The sequence below is a fragment of the Pseudomonas sp. GW821-FHT09E12 genome, assembly GCF_059416085.1.
This window is the reverse complement of sequence record NZ_JBWKOM010000005.1, coordinates 1-19569: the sequence shown is the minus strand read 5'-3', so window position 1 is coordinate 19569 and position 19569 is coordinate 1. Positions and strand designations below refer to the sequence as shown.

Annotated in this window: 18 protein-coding genes; 14 read left to right on the top strand and 4 right to left on the bottom strand. The window is 53.5% G+C overall.

Annotated elements, in window-relative coordinates:
• Window positions 1-70: 70 nt before the first annotated feature.
• From AC07PQ_RS15160 to AC07PQ_RS15125, 8 genes are all read left to right on the top strand, one after another.
• Complete coding sequence (locus tag AC07PQ_RS15160; protein ID WP_007924526.1) at window positions 71-751, top strand: DUF3313 domain-containing protein; 681 nt, start codon at window positions 71-73, stop codon at window positions 749-751.
• A 129-nt stretch (window positions 752-880) separates the two neighbouring features.
• The gene (locus tag AC07PQ_RS15155; protein ID WP_007924525.1) at window positions 881-1342 is read left to right on the top strand and encodes a hypothetical protein; all 462 of its coding nucleotides are present in this window, start codon (window positions 881-883) and stop codon (window positions 1340-1342) included.
• A 430-nt stretch (window positions 1343-1772) separates the two neighbouring features.
• Complete coding sequence (locus tag AC07PQ_RS15150) at window positions 1773-2591, top strand: winged helix-turn-helix domain-containing protein (protein WP_493185816.1); 819 nt, start codon at window positions 1773-1775, stop codon at window positions 2589-2591.
• Window positions 2588-3067 carry a hypothetical protein gene (locus AC07PQ_RS15145; RefSeq protein ID WP_007924523.1) on the top strand — a complete coding sequence of 160 codons (480 nt, stop codon included), beginning with the start codon at window positions 2588-2590 and terminating at the stop codon, window positions 3065-3067. Before AC07PQ_RS15150 ends, AC07PQ_RS15145 begins: the two co-directional genes overlap by 4 nt.
• A 274-nt stretch (window positions 3068-3341) precedes the next feature.
• The gene (locus AC07PQ_RS15140) at window positions 3342-3584 is read left to right on the top strand and encodes a hypothetical protein (protein ID WP_493185815.1); all 243 of its coding nucleotides are present in this window, start codon (window positions 3342-3344) and stop codon (window positions 3582-3584) included.
• A gap of 161 nt (window positions 3585-3745) precedes the next feature.
• Entirely contained in the window at window positions 3746-4096 is a 351-nt protein-coding gene (locus AC07PQ_RS15135; RefSeq protein WP_007924521.1) for a hypothetical protein, read from the top strand.
• A 32-nt stretch (window positions 4097-4128) separates the two neighbouring features.
• Complete coding sequence (locus tag AC07PQ_RS15130; RefSeq protein WP_493185814.1) at window positions 4129-5058, top strand: AraC family transcriptional regulator; 930 nt, start codon at window positions 4129-4131, stop codon at window positions 5056-5058.
• Window positions 5059-5450: 392 nt separating this feature from the next.
• Entirely contained in the window at window positions 5451-5951 is a 501-nt protein-coding gene (locus AC07PQ_RS15125) for an outer membrane beta-barrel protein (RefSeq protein WP_007924516.1), read from the top strand.
• A gap of 1051 nt (window positions 5952-7002) precedes the next feature.
• Here AC07PQ_RS15125 and AC07PQ_RS15120 read toward each other — a convergent pair.
• On the bottom strand, window positions 7003-7941 hold the full coding sequence (locus AC07PQ_RS15120; protein ID WP_493185813.1) for a hypothetical protein: 939 nt from the start codon (window positions 7939-7941) through the stop codon (window positions 7003-7005).
• A 231-nt stretch (window positions 7942-8172) separates the two neighbouring features.
• Between AC07PQ_RS15120 and AC07PQ_RS15115 the strand changes: the two genes are divergently transcribed.
• The 4 genes from AC07PQ_RS15115 (at window position 8173) to AC07PQ_RS15100 (ending at window position 14209) form a co-directional block, all read left to right on the top strand.
• Entirely contained in the window at window positions 8173-9033 is an 861-nt protein-coding gene (locus AC07PQ_RS15115) for a zinc metalloprotease (protein ID WP_493185812.1), read from the top strand.
• A 7-nt stretch (window positions 9034-9040) separates the two neighbouring features.
• Entirely contained in the window at window positions 9041-11185 is a 2145-nt protein-coding gene (locus tag AC07PQ_RS15110; protein ID WP_493185811.1) for a S8/S53 family peptidase, read from the top strand.
• Window positions 11172-12395, top strand: coding sequence for a trypsin-like serine peptidase (locus tag AC07PQ_RS15105; protein ID WP_493185810.1), 1224 nt, complete (start codon window positions 11172-11174; stop codon window positions 12393-12395). Before AC07PQ_RS15110 ends, AC07PQ_RS15105 begins: the two co-directional genes overlap by 14 nt.
• Window positions 12396-12784: 389 nt before the next feature.
• Window positions 12785-14209 (top strand): hypothetical protein, encoded by a 1425-nt coding sequence (locus tag AC07PQ_RS15100; RefSeq protein ID WP_493185809.1) that lies wholly within the window; start codon window positions 12785-12787, stop codon window positions 14207-14209.
• A gap of 395 nt (window positions 14210-14604) precedes the next feature.
• Here the strand turns inward: AC07PQ_RS15100 and AC07PQ_RS15095 are convergent, their stop codons facing one another.
• A complete protein-coding gene (locus AC07PQ_RS15095) occupies window positions 14605-14865 on the bottom strand; it encodes a hypothetical protein (protein WP_493185808.1) in 261 nt (86 codons plus the stop codon).
• Window positions 14866-15315: 450 nt separating this feature from the next.
• Here AC07PQ_RS15095 and AC07PQ_RS15090 point away from each other — a divergent pair, with 450 nt between their 5' ends.
• Together AC07PQ_RS15090 and AC07PQ_RS15085 are read left to right on the top strand one after the other, a co-directional pair.
• The gene (locus AC07PQ_RS15090) at window positions 15316-16143 is read left to right on the top strand and encodes an abortive infection family protein (protein ID WP_493185807.1); all 828 of its coding nucleotides are present in this window, start codon (window positions 15316-15318) and stop codon (window positions 16141-16143) included.
• Window positions 16144-16291: 148 nt separating this feature from the next.
• Window positions 16292-16972 carry a hypothetical protein gene (locus tag AC07PQ_RS15085; protein ID WP_493185806.1) on the top strand — a complete coding sequence of 227 codons (681 nt, stop codon included), beginning with the start codon at window positions 16292-16294 and terminating at the stop codon, window positions 16970-16972.
• Window positions 16973-17109: 137 nt separating this feature from the next.
• Here AC07PQ_RS15085 and AC07PQ_RS15080 read toward each other — a convergent pair whose 3' ends face one another.
• Together AC07PQ_RS15080 and AC07PQ_RS15075 are read right to left on the bottom strand one after the other, a co-directional pair.
• Window positions 17110-18114, bottom strand: a complete 1005-nt coding sequence (locus AC07PQ_RS15080) for a hypothetical protein (protein ID WP_493185805.1) — start codon at window positions 18112-18114, stop codon at window positions 17110-17112.
• A gap of 374 nt (window positions 18115-18488) precedes the next feature.
• Window positions 18489-19569: PIN domain-containing protein (locus tag AC07PQ_RS15075; RefSeq protein WP_493185804.1), on the bottom strand; the 1081-nt coding region annotated here is incomplete at its 5' end.

Genomic DNA, 19569 nt, shown 5'->3' with positions numbered 1-19569 from the left:
GCTCAAGCGTGTATCGGGGGCAAGCTCAGGAAACCGCAATGTCAACTTTCAACACTGGGAAACAGAACATATGTGCATGTCGAACAAATGGCTCGTAGGAATTGTCCTGAGTTGCGTATTCCAGGCCGGCTGTGTCTCGAAGGTGGCGCAGCAAGGGCAATATTCGGGCTTCTTGCCTAACTATGAGGGCCTGGAAGAACACACCACGCCCAGTGAGCAGACAGTGCTGCGCTGGGTAGCGCCAGGGTTTGATCCTCACGCCTATTCCACCGTCGTGTTCAAGGAAGTGATGCTGTATCCCTCGCCGAAAGCGACCGAGCGGGTCAACCTGCAAACCCTCAGGGACCTGCAGGTCAACGCCAGCAACAGCGTAAGGAACGCATTCGCACCGTCCTACACGGTCGTCTCGAGTGTGCGCCAGGCAGCACCCCATTCGCGGACCTTGATCCTGCAGGCGGCAATCACCCAGGTCAGCGCCAGCAACGAAGGCATGCATTGGTATGAGGTCGTCCCCATCGCTGCAATCGTCGGCGCAACACAGGCCGCTACCGGTCATCGCGATCAGACGGCGGAGCTGTATCTCGAAGCCGATTTGATCGATGCTAAAACCGGTTTGCCGGTCGCCAAGATGGTTCGCAAGGTGTTCGGCGAGACCTTGGAAAATGCCAGCCAGCCGATAGTCGCCAATGACTTCAAGGCTGCATTCAAAAGCATGACAAACGACATGCAGACGTTGCTTTCCAAGCAGTAACCAGCGCGCAGGCCCGGGTGCAAACGTTGCATTGCATCGAAAGGTAGGGTTTCAGGAACGGCAGTCGCGCTGCGTCTGCAAAGACAAACCGCCAGGCCGGGTAACGACGGCCAATGAGAGTCCGACTTGATGAAAATTTTCAGCTTTGCCTTATCGGCCTTTGTATTGCTCGCCAGCTCCGGTGCGATGGCGGCGACGGTGGTTCCATTAAAGGGCCAGACTTCCCAGACGATCCAGCAAGACACCAGCGCCTGCCAGTCGCAGGCCAACGCGCAGTTCCCGACACAGAACACCGTGCCGGCCGGCGGCCGGGTAAAAGGCGCCACCACCGCGGCCATCGCCGGGGCCACTGCCGCGGAGGTCCGGGGTCGGCAACATGAAAACGTCTACGACCAGATCGACGACGATATCAAGCAGGACTATCGCCAGAACCGTGCACGCAGCGCCGCGACGGCCGGGGCAATGATCGGCGCGTCGAGACAGCGCCAGGAACGCAGGCAGGACCTGAAAACCAGCGAACAGAACATCACCGCCAATAACTCGGTGTACACCAGTTGCCTGCAACAGCGTGGCTACAACGTCCTGCCTTGAGCCGCCGGACTTTTACACAGCGCAGGCATTCTTGATGCAGATTGGAAAATCAATTTCGCATGCTGCACTGGAATGCCTGCACGTTCGCCCCTCCCCCCTGCCCCATCTTTCCTTCTCCCTCTGCCTGCAATCCTTGTCCAGCGGTTCACGGCAATACGACACGACGGATATGACTGGCCGCAAGCTTGTGCTTGAATAACAGGCCGTCCGATACACTGCCTTGCACTTTTCGGATGGCGCAGATGACTCGCACTGAGCATCATCGCTGCCTGCGATTAACTCCCGTGGATTTCCTTGCTTGATTCCAATGAGACTTTTGATGGGCTGTTCCAGCAGTGTCCAGTGATTCTCCCTGCACTTCGCGCGCCCATCCGCGCGCCATCGACGCCGTCTCTATACTCAGCCAGAACCACCTGAACGAAGGATTCCCATGCGCTACGCCTTCAAGCTGAAAAACGACGCCATGGTTGTTTTCGACCCGGATACCGCCTTGCTCTCTATCACTACACCTCTTGGAGAGGTGCAAAACTCCACGATAGGCAGGGCTGAATCGCGTCTACTGAATCTGCTGCTGATGGAACCGGGTCAGACTAAAAGCCGCGAAGAGATCATCGACTACACCTGGAATGACCGTGTCGTCGCCTCCGGCAGTTTGAATCAAGCCGTTTTCTCCCTTCGCAACATTCTCAACGACAGTCGAGATCACGAGATCTTGATGACGGTTCCGCGAAGAGGTTATTGCTTCAATCGCCAGTATGTAGTCAATGCGCCCGCCGACTTGCCGATGCCGCCAGATACCGCCGCACAACCTGTCGAGCCGGTCATGGAAGTGCTGGAGGCCAACCCGAAAGAAGCCCTGCCGTTGCCTTCGGAAAAAGCCAGGTCATCGACTCGCATCACCAAAGCCCAGTTGATCGGTTACATCCTGACCTTGGGCGTGTGTGCCTTTACCGGTTTCCGCTCCGGCTTCGACACGCCGAAAATTGAAGTTTCCAGCATAAAACAGAACGATCTGGTCATTCATGCAGTGGCCAACACGGTCGCCGAAGCCCAATCGCTGAGGGATCTTTCGGCGAAACAGGTTCAACAGTCACCCGAGTTGAAAGGCCAGGTCTGGTTGAATCTCGCTAAATCAAACTATTCCGTTTCGTGCGTCCGCCCGGATCTAAGCACTGCAAACCTGCAATCGCACAGCGAACAGAAAGATCTCGCACTGATGATCCGGCAATGTTTGGAAGCCACCCTATGAAGCCAACAGTATCGACCGCCCATTGGCTAGTGCTGGGAGCCATTAACGCCGCGTGTATTTTCTCGCTGACTTACTCGCCCACTCACTACATGGAAAACATCAGTTATCAAACCATCACCCAACAATGGCTGGAAGATTCGAACCAACTCAATACGGAAGAGTACATGACCATCGGGCACGGTCGACTTACCCAAACCACGCTGGAAAGCCTGAACGGAAAAATTCGTAACTCTACTATTTCAGCGGACGTTATCCGTGAGAGTAATCATCACGTTCAAATTAAAATCAGGACCGTCAAGTTAAGCCAGGATAACGAACTGTTCGCCATCGAAAAGACGCCGGATCTTTTTTTCAAACGCCAATACGTCCTGCAAGAAGGCGCTGTTCTAAATTACGAACTGATCCCCACTACCGATAAAAACACCATGTGCGTTTATGTGCATGAACTGAGTCGTCTGCGCTGCATGAACCACTAGTCACTGCCACGCCCCACCCGAGCTTGACCAGGCGACAGGGGCTTGATGCCCGTTGTCCGCCAATGCTGATTCAAGCAGAAAAATAATAATCACTGATTTGAATCAGACGCTCCCTCCCCCTCAATATCTCGCCATTGTCGCGTTCGGAGCCCTGCCTGTTGCCCCCGGCAGAAAACCGGCTCCGCGGCCCTCATTCAAACACTCTTGCGGGTGCCCGATGCAAACGTACCTTTTTTTGCGAGTCGTCAAATCGATGATAACCAGGATCCTGGCAGTGCTCTCTTTGGTTGCACTGCCCTTTTACTCGGCGGCGCAAAACGAGCACTCCAGCGCCAGCACCGAGATCGAGTTCTACCAGATCGAGTTGAGCCCGAACGAAAAACTGAAACTGTCGCAGTTGAAAATCTACTTTGAAAATGAACAGCATAACGACGAAGGCACGATGGATCTTCCTGTTCCTTTCCCGCCACCGGACGCGATTAATGAAGTTCAAGACTATTCATTAATTCCCATTTGATCATGGCTCCTTAGCGGGCTGGCCGGACTTTGAAAAAACGCAACCCGCTATTTGATCATCGACCACCTGAGTTCTGACCTTAATACGCATCGCAAGACTATCCACAGGCCACGGCTGACGCTGTGTTCTGCCTGAAAATCATTAATAGGGAACGCACATCAATGCTGCTGAAAAATCTCGTAACCGTCTCTTTGGGTGCCGTGCTTTCGCTCAAGGCCATGATCAAGGATGAGGAAGTCTACCGGCCTGACCTGACCACTATTGAAAACCGCAAAAAGACATTGGCCGATGAACAGTCCAACTACAGGATTCGCAGCGACTATCCAGCCAGCGATTACTTTGCCTTTGATGCAGCGGCCATCGACCCAACAGCTCAGAAAACAGCGATCTTCGGTTCGAAAACAGCGTTGTGCAAACTTCAAAACCTGAATTTGCCAACAAGCGATACGTACGTTTTTTCAGCAGCACTGGAGCTTACCCCAGAGCCATCGACGCCTGAAAAAACCGTTTAGCACTATCCATTGGCTGAAGAGTATTCAATTCCATGCGCAACATCCCTGATGACGTCTTTCATGTAACGTCAAGTCCCGCGGGCACTCCCAAGAGAACGATTGGGTCGTGGGGGATGAACCTCATTCCATCAGAGCGCAAAGCAAGCATTCGACAACACAGGCTCATTCATAGCTCCAGGTTCCAATGCAGCAGGCTGGAGTTCGATTCAACCGTCACCCTGACCGGTTCGGTTCCCCATGGCTTTGTGACCTTTGTCATTTCACAGACTTCCGTCGGCCGTCCGCTGGTGAACAACCACGCACTGCGGCCTAACGAAATCGTCGTGCTCTATAGCCGCGAGCCCGTGCATTACATTTGCGAACCGAATGAAACCATTTTCATCCTGAGCACGACGCTGGAACATTATGCACAGTGCCTCAAAGAACATTCGGTGATTGATGTATTTGCACATCGAAAGGAGCAGCGCTTTCAGGCTGCGAACTTCAAGCTGATTCAAGCTGCCCTGCAGAAAATTGGCACTTATTTTATCGACGCCAAACAGCGCCGCCGCGCCGCCATTGAAAGTGTTCTGCTGGCTTCTCTATTACGGGCCCTGACGCCTGCTAATCGCTCCGAACTTTACCCTCCGAGAAGAAGGAAAGTCGCGACAGAAGTCATGGATTACATTCACCAGAACACCAAGAAATCGCTCAACATCACCACGCTGGTCATGCAGTTTGAAACCACCTCGCGCAGTTTGCACCACGGCTTTTCCGAAACTTTCGGAATTTCGCCGATCGCCTATATTAAGAACCTGCGGCTCGCCAATGTTCGTCGAGACTTGATCCGCAACACCTGGCCAACGGTTACCGAAACCGCGATGTATTGGAACTTCCACCACCTGGGCCGGTTTTCCAAGGCCTATCAGGACGCCTATGGGGAGCCTCCGTCAGAGACAGCCAGGCGCAACGCCACGAACTGATGGCTTCGCAGCTCCCTGCAGCGGCACCAAGCCCAAGAAATGACAATCAATAGTTTTCATCCGCCAAGCCCAATGGCCAATATTGATTATTTCCAACTCAAGGGACGAACAAGCATGCGCTATCGATTAAATGCACTGTCGCTCAAACAGAAGATCTTCTATTGCCTCGCCGCCTATTTATGTGGAGTCGCATTGGCCTGGTTGATTGATTGTTACTAATACTCTTGCTTTGAAAACTTCGCTGCAGCAGTAGTTAGTTGTTTATATCAATAACTCCCGCGTTTCTTTTTGGGCGATGTCACGCATCAAAATCAATCAATGTCGTTATCGGCCTCGCGATCAATCGAATTCAGATAACCCAATCGATAAACCTGTAGAGGATTTTATTTCACATGCTATTGCGAAAAATTGGCTTCGTTTCACTGCTTTCGTTGCTGTCTTTTCAGGCACTGGCCGATGACAGAGGCCTGTATCTTGGCGCAGGCGTGAGCAGCATCGAAACCGACAAAACCCATCTGAGCGATGAGGACTACAGCTACAAGGTTTTTGCAGGTTATCGCGTCAACAGTTATCTGGCCTTTGAGGGCGCATTCGTCGATCTCGGCCAATTCAAGGACGAGGATCTCGATTTCGATGGTAAATCCGTTCAGGCCAGTGCCCACCTCGGCTTTCCGCTGGGAGAGCGGGTGCGCGTCTTCGGCAGTGTCGGTGCCCATGCCTGGGATGCCGACGGGAATGCCAGCGACGATGATACCGGGGTGAATATGACCTACGGTGCCGGCGTCGAGTTTGATGTGTTTCGCAACATCGGTCTTCGCGCCGAATATGAAGTGCTGGAAGTCGGCGACATCAACCTGAATCAGACAACGGCGTCCGCTTTTATTCTCTGGTAACGCCCGCAGGCATCGAGCGGCCAGACTGGCCGCTCAACGTGCCTCACATCTCTATGTTGGACTTGCCGCCTGAACCACGGCAGACCGGCCTACGCCGCTCCTCCCCTCACATGCCCCTCTTGCGAACAGCACGAAACGATCAAGAGCCAGCGCGCGAGTAAGCGCCATGACCGGCGTCGGAGCGATGTCGGACGCCGGTAGCCAGCCATTGAATTTAGAGAATTAAAACTGTCGCAGCTAGTTCCCGTATTTCGCGGCCTGCAGCCTCCTAGAGAGAAAACGCAAAACTGTCGCAATCCCCCATAATGACGGCTCGGCCTGATACGCTAGAGAATTAAGTCTGTCGCAGGCAGACACGACGTGGCCTTTACGTGCTTTCAAGCTCACCGGCGGCTGGTCGGTCGCAGGTGGGACAACGCATTGCAAATGCTTTGGGCAGTGCTGGGCATCTTCCTGACTGCTATCTGCTTGCAGGTCGAAAATAAGAATTGGTTGGGTGCGCTCGCGCTGGCCAGCATTCTTATTAGCTCCTACGCATATGTGGATGGTTTGCGGCATTCAAATAAGCAAGCTGACGGTCCTGCCACTGAGGTCGGCCAGACCAAAGCGGAATAGAGATCAGCGCCTAGTGCAAGCCAGCCCTGCTTTTGCTGGGCTGAGCTAAGAGTTACCAGCTGACCTCTATGCCCCAGCCTAAAAACTGGAGCCGAGCCCGTAGAAGCGCGAGCACCGAACCATGCCCCGAATCGAGCAAGATAGCCTAGATGTGATCGGCTGGTCCGCCGGCAGACTGGTTGGATGGCCGAGCAGGTCGCCGCGACATTTCATCTAACTGGGCTGGATCAATTTCACAACATCAAAACGGCGGCTCGATGATGAAGCGGATCAAGCACGTGATGAATGGCGGTCCCCGGCTGATCGCATGCGCGACGACGTGTAGGATTCCGCACGGACAAGCTGCCTGCTACATCCCGATCCTCGGCCGAGAAACTAGACGCCCGCCTACACGGCGGAGGGCCATAGCAGATCATCAAAGCCTTGCACAAACGCTCTATTCCTCTTTCTTGCTTTCTTTTTCCAGTTTTTTCTTCCAGGCATCTTTGGCCACTGGGCCAAGTGCGTCGGCCATGGCCTTTATCTCGGCTTTGCTTTGACTATCAAGTCCTGCAAGTGTGCCGGTTTCCACAACCGAGAAGTTGATGTACACATCACTGCTTGCCGGATACTTCAACGGTTTCGTGAAGTTGAAATAATCTTTGGCCACAAGCTTGTAGTTGAGCGGGCCATTGGTCCCTGGAGCAGATACCGTAATGCCGCCGATGCTTACTGCATCGGCAACATTCTCCTGCGCAGCGCCGGCCTTGAAGCCGGTCGCGGCAGCGGCGACACTCAGGCCGATACGGCCTTTGCCCTGCCCTTCGTTTGCGGTTAGTGCACGACTGGTCCTGGATGCCACTACTGCTGGCGCGAACTGAAAGGCGACCGTTTCCTTATCATGTGTCTGGAACGCTTGTTTCACCAGCAGAATGGACATTTGCGACTCTGGGTCTGACTGCCCCTTGACTCTTGCCAGCACCACGCATCTGGAAATGTTCCATGCGGCCTCGGGGCCAGACCAAGAGGCACTCCAAGACTTGATGGAACGCTCTTGGAACTCATCGACCTTGCGGTTGATGGCCGCCACGCCAAGGTCCCAGGCGGTGTTGCCGATCGCGATCAATACAGGCACCAGCGCCGGCGCCAGTGCTTGATTATCTTCTGGCACACACAGGCGCTCCCATTGGCGGCCATCATCCGGCTTGCCAAACAGTTGCTGCCACACGGATGCCTTGCTGCCCTGGGCCTGGAAAAACTGCGCAGTCACCGGAACCAACATGACGCGCTCCTGATCACCACTTGTTGGATCAAGCTTGGAAGTGGTGAAAATCGTCCATGTCTGGCAACCGCTCAACACTGCGCACGACAAAGCCACCGCCATTGAATTGCGCATTGAGACTCTCCTTTGGCACCGTTGCCAAATTGCAATTTACATGACTGGGTATAGTCCATATTGCTCTGCTCTCCAGATCGAGTTTGGGTCTATAAAACAATCATCCGACTAATGGCATTGCGCCTTTAAATAGCCATATCTATACCCACTATTGAAGTACCAACCGAAGCGGGTATCCATCACACACATCGTCGGTATTGCGCAGTCGGCGACTATGCAGAGGGCCTCCTCATGCTCAGCTGGTGTATGTCTCATCGACTGACCATCGCATTCGCAACCTTGTCAATTGTGCTCTCGCCAACGGCCTCGGCCCTAACACGGGGAGACATCGAAGCTGCTATCTCGGCACCCTCGTTTGATGCCGCCTTCAAGCCGTTCCTCGGCAAGCTACCGAAGGTGGAGATCGCCGAACAGGGCAATGCCATCTACTACATCGTCGAAGGCGACCTGTTGCTGGACGAAGAAGGTGTCCAGTCGTACCTGATGAACCTGCGCCGTGGCCAGGTGCCTGCCAGAGATGGCGAACTGCTGGTAATCACCGAGCAAGGCAAGAAGTCAATCTGGCCCAAGGGCCAGCGTCATCTGACCTATGCCGTGGACCGGCAGAGCTTTCCTAGCCAAGCGCAGTACCAGGCCGTGGTGGACAATATGCGAGCGGCCGCCGAGGACTGGATGTTTTGCCGGGAATGCGCAATCAGCTTCGTCCACAAGCCTGTGCTGGATTCGCAGCCTAAAACCGGCCAGGCAACCTTCATCGTGCGTTACTCAGCCAACGTCAATGGCGCCTTTGCCGTCAGTTTCTTCCCCAATTCACTGCCCTCGCTGCGCTACGTGCATATCACCCCCAGTTACTTCACGACCGACTACGACCGTGTCGGTATCCTGCGGCACGAGTTGGGTCACGTGCTGGGCTACCAACACGAACAAGCCGTAGGAATACCCGGCTGTGCCCTGGAGGGGAGGAACTGGCTGGAAGTATCGCCATACAATCCACGTTCGGTCATGCATTACCTGTGTGGTGGCGCCGGAAGCAAGCGCCTAGCCCTGCAAGACACCGATAAGGCCGGGCATCGCGCGACCTACATGGAGTGACCGCCTCATGAATCCACTCTGGTTGCTGGGTTTGCCTCTTGGAACGGCACTGGCAGCAGAACCTGAACTACCCCTGATTCCCCCACCAGATCCCGCCGCTTTTGAACAACTACGCAAAGACGTCGCCGAGGCGCCAGGCGCCCAATCACGCTTGCCAATCCAAATCGATAGCGGCGTTCTGGTGTCCTTCGAAGGCGGCAACGTAGGGCAGTCCGTCGCGCAGGTCATGCTGGACCTGGTCAAGCAAGGGCGACTGCCTAGCGATCGCTATCGGGTGCAAGCCGGCGACACCCTGTGCGGCCTGCTCGACCAACGTGGCTATCCACCACCGTGCCCACCCATGTTGGAAGTGGTTCACCAGCTTAATCTAGATCGACCGGCGACCCAACCGCTGAGGGCCGGAGAATCACTCAACCTGCCCACCCTGGCGACCTGGCCGGCAATCGCCAGCAAACGGGTGGCCGCCGCAGCTCCGTTCACCCGCGACGACTGCACTCCGGCGTCGGATGACCTGTTCAAATACTGGTCAAACCTACAGCCGCGGGTCGTCAACTGCATCCCGGCTGCCGCCGAACAGCCACCTAGCTCCGTCATTCAGTACCGCGCCTACCAATTCGTCGTGCCGACGGACACCGATGAAACATCTTTGAAAATCCGTGCGCAATTGGAAAACAGTAAAAGCGCCAATGTGTACTTCGATCTGATCCCCCATGCCACGGATAACGGCGCCCAGCTTTACTCAGAAAACGCGCCGACAGCGTACGCATGCTCCAATGGCCTGAGCGATGAAAAGCCCTTCGACTACCTGAATCAGTTCGACTACGACCGCGACGCACTGACGGCCGTGCGCGACAGCATGTACCCTGGCGGTGCGAAACGCGATATCCGGGTCGTGCCGGTTTACCTCATCGATACCCCACTGGACCCGTCCCCCAACCTGTTTCCCGCTTATGTGAAGACAAAACCCACGCAAGCGTTGAGCTGCCAATGGGCTTCCCCTTTCACTAATCGCTTCCACGGCACTCACCTAGCCGGTTTGATCGGCAGTCAAGGCTACGGTTTTCGCAGCATCTCCACCAACGCGGCAATATTTTCCTTCGTCTGGAACAAGGTTAGGGACGACGATCAACTGTACCCGGCATCCCCGGACCGAAATCTCCAGTTGCAGCAACAGATCCTTGGCGACGCAGACGCCCCCCCTGGTATGACGAGGGCGATCTACGTGGCGGCCACAGCGTTCTCTTTGAACACCCTGAGGCCTGTGGGTGAACGCCTGAGTAACCCCGACAATCGCTGGCAGGAAGCGATCCTCAAGGCAGTCAAGAACTCCCGGTCGTTATTCATAGTCTCCGCAGGGCAACCCGCCACAGAGCAGGAACAACCTATCGAGCTGACTAGCAACTCCAGCAAGGCGCCGCAGAACCTCGGCGACCAGGCTAATGTCATCGTGGTTACGGCTTGCACCACCTGCGATCGCAACAACACCCACCTGATGCAAAACGCCAACTTTGGCAGTGGCCCCAGCCCAATCGTCCAGCTCGCCGCGCCAGGAGGCCAGTCGATTCCCGGGTGGGTGACGGCAGACCGTATCAGTTCGGCTAGCGGTACTTCGCAGGCAACGGCGTTGATCGCCAGTATCGCGGCGGCGATGCGCGGAGCCTGGCCAGAGGCCTATCTCGAGCCTGTGGCAATCAAGGTGCGCTTGCAGGTCACTTCCAGGCCCATTTCAAGAAACAGTGACGGCACAATTAACCCAGATGAAGCCAAGGTCGCCACTGGAGTTGCCGATCCGGTTCTGGCACTGCTCGACCCTGACCGACACTGGTTGAAGGAGGGCGGCCAATGGCGAGCCGTTAAGATTCGTCAGATGCAACCACAATACATCTCGTTCACCGATACCAACGGCAAGCATGATCAAGCTAGCAGCAAGGCCCTCAAGCGCATCCTAACCTTGGCAGATGGCAGCCAGGCAGCCTACGCCTATGACCTGGTCGATGGTGTCGGTGAACCTGGGGTGGTACGTCGTATCGGCCCAACTCAAGTGGCCAAAGGCTCGCTGACGCTCTGCGACAGGGACGAGCCCCTTCCACTGGCCGATATCCAGGACATCATCCTTTCCCCACGGGGCATCGAGAGAAATGAGTGCCTTTAAATACACCTTCCTCCTCGCCCAGGTGCTACTGGCGGCAGGTGTGCTTGCCGAACAATGCAAGACTGCCGAGTCTGTAACCAGTTTCGGCGCCTGGTTCTCTCAGGGAGCACGGCTCACTGCCAACCAACCGTTCCAGCCCATTAAGGCGCCAGCCGGGGACTGGCCCGTCGACAGCATGAAATTGCGCCTCGAGGTTGCAGCGGGTACAGACCGGCAGTGGCATGTACTGATCTATGCCCCTGACTACCGGGTACTTGCAAGCTTTGGCCCGAACGATTTTACCGACAAAGGCCAGCTGACGGCATCACGTTGGACCGGACGCTTGTTCCACGATCGAGTTCAGGTCGAACTGGTGACGGCCAGGCCCGACTCGGACATTGTCATCAGGATCCCAGCAGGCATCGCCTTGCCGAAAGAAAGTAGCGGCCAACTCGTATTTTCCGTACAGACACCCGGCGTCGTTGGCTGGAACGATCTTTTCCCGAAGAATGGTGCAATGGGCGATACGCTTCCACGCAAGGCCGGCGCCAAGGTAGGCATGCTCATGACCGCTAGGCAGATACCCGGTGGTGACAGGAGCGCTTGGTGCTGCTCCGCCGTGATGGTCGGCCCAGGGTTAGCATTGACCAACTGGCATTGCGGGGGCGACAGCAGTTGGATGCAACCCGCCGACTACTGGGAGGGCAATGTATGCGTCAATGCCACGCTTGACCTGGCCTGGGACGGAGGCACGATCAGACGCCAGTACAACTGTACCCACATCGAAGCAAAGAGCGAGGCACTAGATTACGCTGTGCTGCGAGTGCAGCCTGTCGTAGGTACCGGTGGTGTGGCCGGCGAGCCGGTGTATGAGCGCCTGGCCAACGCACCTGATGCAAAACTAGGCGACGCATTCATAGTTCACCACGCCATGTGTCAGACCAAACAAGTAAGCGACAAATGCAGGATCACCACTCTCGACCATCAGAACTGGCTCAAGGGCGATGGTCCGCGCGAGATCACTCATGATTGCGATACTGAGCACGGCGCATCTGGGGCGCCGGTCTTCAACGCCCAGGGACAGGTAGTCGCACTCCACCACCTGGGCTTCCAGCGGAACCCGCAAACCTGTGAGCAGCAGGACAAGTTCAACAAGGCGGTGCCACTAAGCCATATTATCGACGACCTCAAGGCCAACACGCCTGAGCTGGCCAATGAATTGGGGCTGTGAGCCTCGGTTACGATTGTACGAAAAGTCGCAGGGACAAAACGCAATTGATGAGTCGTTTGATCTCTGGACCGCTGATTCACTAGTATTTACAAGTGGAAAACCACGATTAAGCCGCTAGGGTCTCAGTATCGTGATATGTGGGCTGACCTCTCTAGCCCTTACCAATCCTGACATAATTTGCCGAATAGCGATTTACATATAAAATCTCACTAACAGTGGCTCCTTTGACCGACGCCTGAGTTAAAATTAAAACGTTCGCTTGCTTCAAAGTCGAGCAACTTCAGTTTCGGCTGAAAATATCCTTTAATGTATTTTGGCGTTGGCAGATACAGAAGCACAGTATTCCAAGTTGACCACCTGATCGATATGAACTAGTACGCGAGGCAAGGATGTCTGGATATCACGATAGAGAAGTACTCAATGCCGGTACGTCTGGTACTTATCGAATGCATTCGCTGTTTACCAAGATCACCTGCGATGGGGACCTAGACCCGGAGTTCGGCGATCCATTTCCTATGGCGGTCGCGTTGCACGCTCACGAATACACCCATTATCTTCATAACTTGTCGACCGTTGCGGGTCTCCAAGCAATGCAGGCCTGTTTTTTACTGATGGTGCCGTTCATCAACCACACGGATGACCTTGGCTTCTTCACTGCTCCAGCGGAGTACAAATCAGATAGCACGGTATCATTTGCGTTCATTATGATGAACGAGGCGCGCGGGTCCATCGAAGGAAAGCCTCGAGAAAAGGGGTTTCAGTGGCCCGAGATTACCGAATGGGTGTTTAGCGAACTACAACCTGAACAGTTAGATGTTTCTCACTCAAACGAGCATCTCGGATCCCTTCAAGTCTACTACTCGACAGTTGAAGCCAAAGCCAAAAACGGGGAGTGCATTGAATTTACTCTCCGCCCAGGGTTAGATTTCATTTCCGAGGGGGTGGCTTATGAGGTGGAGCGCGAGCAGCGACGACTGTCGGGGGGAGCAGAGCATGAGTTAGACGCTGGGACACCGAGCTTTCCGTACCTTGCGTATCGCCCTTTTATTGAGTTTCTCATCGGGAGAAGCACTACCCCAGAAGAGCGGATATTAATCGGAAATCTCTGCCTCCTAATCGGCTCGCCCTCTACTGCACTATGGAATATCTGTAAGGCGACCAGGCAAGATGATGCTCGCGGAGACAACTCCAGCTTAAGCTTTAAATATGTAGAAAATTACATACTCCATGAATTCAAAAGACAAAGCTTTGAAAAAGAACAGTTACATACTTCAATTTTAAGTCAGGTCGCCGAAGGTTCCAGCGAGCTCAGCAGAGGGGCGGAAATCTATACTAAACTGATCAACAAAGCTCTGAAGCTCAGGGCAAAATTCCCTTCAATAGAACTTGTATTCTTGAAAGAGCCGCTCACAGGAGAAGAGTTCAAAAAAATAGCTGCAAGCATACTTGAGCATCTTGTCTTTCAGGAAAAAGCAGGACGGGAGGCCACACTGCAATGGATCGGTGCTCCTGGAAGCATCGTGAGTCTGACAGACTCAGAATTTGAGAAGCTGACTATATTACAAACAAGTATTCACTATCTTCAGCAGCACCTCACCACCAGCGGCCTCGCCAACACCTCTGAGCTAAGGGAGACTGCATGTCCATTTTATGGCGCATGTCAGATAGAGAGGGAATATGGAAATCCCCCAGACTGCAAGAGTAGGCCATGGTTGGTTTCAATCACACCTGATAGATCCAAGGTCTGCTGGTATGAGGCCGGTCGACTCTCGTTAAGGCTAGACCCAAGCGTGCCGCGTAATAGTAATGCTTGAATTGAAATTTGGATTCTCGTTGGACGACTTGGGGCTCCTCACCCGGGCTCCGGGCTCCAGGCTCACGCCTATCTGAGCGAACAGTTAACGCCTGAAGCGCCTTCACCGAGGGTCGTTTTGTCATCGACCTGAGAGGAATCGACTATCGCGAATGACACCTGCTTCAAAGTTGACCCCGCAGAGATAACTGAATTTCATTCTTTCATCATGCCTAGTTCGGCGTCATCAAGCAGCGCCTTGGCCAGGGCGCAGGTTGGCTTACTGGAGGTGCTGTGACTCACCACGGGGCTAGATGTGTATTACGACTACATCGACATGTCCAGGGAAGGCTGATTGATCGCCTGTCGTGCTTCTTGAGACAAGCAACAAGTAAAGCAAACGACAATGACTGCACATTAGTCGAAAGGATTCAGCTCGAAGCGCCGATCGCGCACTGCGATCTTGAGCTCCCGCTTGACAGTCCTGACATCATCCAGCGAACAGTCCCCGGCTGAGCTCGCCAGATCAAGGCTCTCAAGGCATTTGCTGACCGCTTCCTTGATTTTGAGATCTCCGCCAGCACGAGCTAGACGCTCCTTGACACTCTCCAGAATTGTCTTGGCCGCCTCTCCAAGCAAAACAAGATCAGCACATTCGTGAATGGATCGGCCAATCATAGGTACCTCATTTGTATTGGTGTCGCACAATGTTAGCAGCTAGCTGCTTCCGACCCTGCATGCGCTCCACGCCCGGCTAAAGTGGCCAATTCTCGAGCGCTGCTCTTTGCCCGTACATCAACGAGAGGTGTAGGTTAACGCCCAGTATGACGACGAACCCTAGGACAACGCTACCACGAGGGCCAAGCCAGTGCTGTTACCGGTTGCCCGACTCTGCTACGGATGGGAAGCTGCCGCTTTCGATCTATAGCGGGCTTGCACCAACGCAGCAGCGGCCCGAGCATTCAATGGTGATAGCAATAGGACAGCCTTCCTGACTAAGATGCTTTCTTTGGATGGAGTCAGGGTGTCGCTGTGATAGGGAATATTTTCAACGTTTTTTCGCGTCGCAAACAAAACCAGAGCCCGCCGAGAAAGCAGCTTACTGAGCAATTTCGGCAAAGGACGTTCATGCTAATTCGTGACGTTGGTCCGGGCCTGGTCGAAACTCTAGAATTCCTTCACGACCGGCTTTCCTATCTTCTCGGGCGTCGAATCCTTTCTGGGGAGAAAAATCTTTCCTACGCGGATGACGCTTTCGAGTTTCTGCATACCTGCAGCGACCCCCATTTCCTTGATGCCATCGAGTACTTAGTCCATCAGGAAGGATGGCGTTACATTGGCGGTGACCACGAACCGGTGATTGATCATCTGAACGAGTTTTTGAGCATTGATGATCTTCCCTACTTCATAACCAAGCCAGTATGGGAAACCACAGAAGAAATGTACCGGGGTGCTCTCACTCAGTTCACCGGAATCCGGGAGCACGCGAAGGTAATTCCAAAGGAAAGCCAGGCTATCCACGAGACAGCTATCGAGCCCGCCCTGAAACTATTACGTCAGCCAGCATTCCTCAATGCGAATTCCGAGTTCATGGCAGCTCTGGAAGACTTTCGGCACGGAAAATTCGGCGACTGCGTCACCAAGTGCAACAGCAGCTACGAGAGCGTCATGAAGGTGATCTGCGGCCAGAAGGGTTTCGGGTATGCCCAGGGAGACACAACCGCCAAGCTCATTCGGACCATCATGCAGAAAACCGAGATGGATACCTTCTGGGAGCAACCACTGATGACCGTCGGCACGCTTCGCAACAAACTGAGCACCTCGCATGGTGCCGGCGAGGTGCAGAAGATAGTGCCGGAGCATGTGGCGAAGTACACGCTGAATATGACTGCCTCTGCGATCATATTCTTGCACGATCACGCTTACCGGGCCAAATCCTCACTGCAATCACTGTGAACATTGCCGATTGCATCCTCGGAGGCGTGATCCTTCACTGGCCGACTCGGCCGAGTCACGAAATACTGCCCCAGCCTGAACCCAGACTGGACTGGGCAACGAATGGCATCACAGGGCGCGTACAGATTCAATTTATGGAAGTAGATAAATGACCCAGAGCACAAACTCGACGAATTCCACGCAGCCCTCTACGACATCTCTAAGTTCAAGTTTTTATGCTGGCTTTGCCCTAGCCATAACCGGAGTTATTGGCTTACTTACTTTATTGCAAAACTACTCAAACTTTAAAATTGTAGAAGCGACCTCATATATTTCTGCACGCGAGCTTACCGAAAACTACTATTCTAAGGATTTTATCAGCACCCACTATGTAGAAAAAATAGATCTAAATAAAAATTATGTTAGCAAGACCGATGTAGAAAAGCAGATTGCCGGTCTCCTCACACCAGAAAAAATAAAGAGCGAATACGTCCCGCTGGCGACTTATACCGACCTTCAGAAAACTGTATCAGAACTCAATGATAGGCTGAACGAAATACCAAATCCGTTTATCGTTAGGAAGAAAATTTTAAGCCATACTGGTGAGTGGGTAGATACGCAGCTTGGTATTACACTATCGGTACAAAGAACCGTATGGATTGAAAACGGCGAGAGTGTGCAGCTGATAATTTCTTTGCCAGACTCCCCGTTACACATTGAGAATTGCAGAAGCGATCAGTTGTCGCTTTGCAAATGGACATTTTTTAAGAACAACAGGGAATTTGAGCTTAAGGCGGAGAAACTCGACCCTCTAAACTTATCCGTTAGAGAAATTACACGCCAGCCCTAATCTTGAATTTAACAAGCGAAAACCACGATCAAGCATGTAACTATGGCAACAACTATTCATTTCGATGAATTTGCTAAATACTAGGCGATCGAACGTCTTTAGATCTAAAGATTGGACACTCGCGAGGTGCAACCCGCTCAGTCATTCAACACTTTGCGCAGCTCCCCTTCAAGGTGCTTGACGGCCGCGTCGATATTAGACAGCAGAGTCCTATCAAGAGATCGATAGCCGCTCGCATGTCGGTACAACATCACGTTTTTAGACATGCGATCTACATTGCGCCAGTAAGGAAGTGCTTCCAAAGCTGATTCACGTGAGCATGCAAAGCGCATAGTTTTCGAACCCTCGTGGGGCGTCGAGTGCAGATCTCTACATATCCGATAGAGCTTGAGGTCATTGGTCCCAACCCAATTATCAAGTGCAAACTCTCCTACATCGGTTTTGATCGGAACTCCAAAATCTTCCGACAAGTTAGCCCCACTGAGCCAGTACAAATCCATAGCGCCGTTAAAAGCAGCTCGCTTGCACTTGCTGACAGTGGACTGCTGCTTCGTGAAATTTTCCTTTATGTCCGCTCTTCTTCCGCGGACTCGGTCAGGAAGCCTGTCTATATCAACATGTGAGACTTCCCAAAACGCATACTTGGCGATCTCAAGCTCAAATGCGCTGACTAGGTCCAGCATGCTAGCCATGCTGTGGAGATATGCCTCAAATTTCTCTTCGGGGCTCAATGACGGATACGTTCGCCGTATGTTCTGCATTTGCAGGAGAGCAACGTATGCCAGACCGTAGACACATCTGGCCCCGTCACTCAACTCAGTAAACTTGACCCAACGGTCTGTAGAAGCTTCGTCAAACTTTCTGTGTGAGGCCTCAACATCGTCCCGGTGGTCGGGCCAAAAGGCCGCACAAAAGTTTTCATATGCCCACTTAGCCTTTGCAACACGGTTTTCAGGCATCTCATGTGTCCCCATAGCCGTAAGGGCAACACCAGGAGCACGCTCTAGAAACTCAACAAGGGGGAGAAGTCCAACCGCTTCAGCCGCTGCTCGGGACGGCTTGGCTGGTAGCTCCTCCATTCTCTGCAACGTGCAATTATCCAAGCCTATCTTGACGATATGTCTTTGTCCCAGCATACCCATTGCGTACTGCGGAGTAAGGACACGATGATCCTCTACAGGATCACGGCATGGTTTTATAAAATGAATGACCGACCTTTCGCTCAACTATCAATACTCCCAAAACATATGACTGACATTTACGTCCTGACTGCCCCCCAAGCGAATCTGCTTAGGGCGGTGCTGGTCAACCATGCATATCTGCCCGAAGAAGTGGAGCCGACCTTCTCTGATGACATGAGCCATTCAAGATCAGAATCAATGAGCTTATCGTAGGCCTTCGCCAAGTCTGCATTGGTCGGTTTCGTGAAGATGGGCTCAGCTTGTCAGTGTTGGAACCGCATGAACCGATCGGAACCTGGGAACCTCAGGCTCCCTCGTCCGCAGTTGGCTTTTTCTCAGTCTGCGCCTGGCTTTTCGGGCAGTTGAGCTTCTGAGATTGACAGGAAGTTTTGACTGATCGCATCCCAATCCATGAAATGTCCCTGAGCAAAATGCAAAAATCTGCCCATCAAATCGACCAGGAAGGGCTGGAAATCAACGCCCGGCGAAGACATTTGCTGCACCGCTCTACCCATATGGTGCACCGCTGTAGCCAACCGAAACTCAGCGCTCTCTGTACCGGACAGCTCAAGATAAAGTCTCAGTCCATGGTTAAATACGTGGGAGGTATACGTTATCCAGGGGCTGTACTTCGAATGTACTGCTAAGGCATCTCTGCCAAACAGGCAATCAAGGTGCAGATAGATTGTGTTCAGCAGGATTTTCGGGCGCCCTTCAGCCGCAAAGATCTCGCGCCCATGATTCTGAATGATCTTGAGGAGGATGAACCCGGCAAGCGTGCTCGGAGTACTCGCCAAGCGATAGATATCTTGGAACGTGAGCGGCAGGGGGAGCGCGCCCACAGCGTAGAGCACCAATGCGTGACGCCTTTGCTCGAAATCAAACGGCGCGCTTACCATGGCCTTAAGCAAGACTGCCTGGGCATTCACCAATGGGTGACCATTCACATTGTGAAGGGCGATAAAAGCCCCGTCCATGCAGAACCACGGAATCCGGTTGGCCATCGACAGCTGCATCGCGTCATAAACTGTAGCGTCGATACCCTCTTTGATCGTGAAAGCCTCAAGCTCTGCGTCATGCACAACCGGCCGGACAACGGTAGCGTTGTCCAGGATCAGCCGTAAGGTTTTGAGGACGTGGGCATCTCGCTCACGCAAATCCGATGCTGTCGTTCGGAAAAGCCTCCCTGCTTCTGTAACGCCCAAGAGCATGAAACCTTCGTCAGAGATTTCATTAAGGAATCGCTCAAGCGCCTCCTTCGTCGCAGCGGGAACGACGAACGAGATGCCAATGTCCAGTAAACACCTCGCAAGATTTGTAACCGCCAGATAGCCAATACTGAATCGCCCCGGGTTTCGTAGACACCTCTTTGCCTTAAACTGAGGCCAATCAGGAGGTGCCATGAGCAACCCGCGT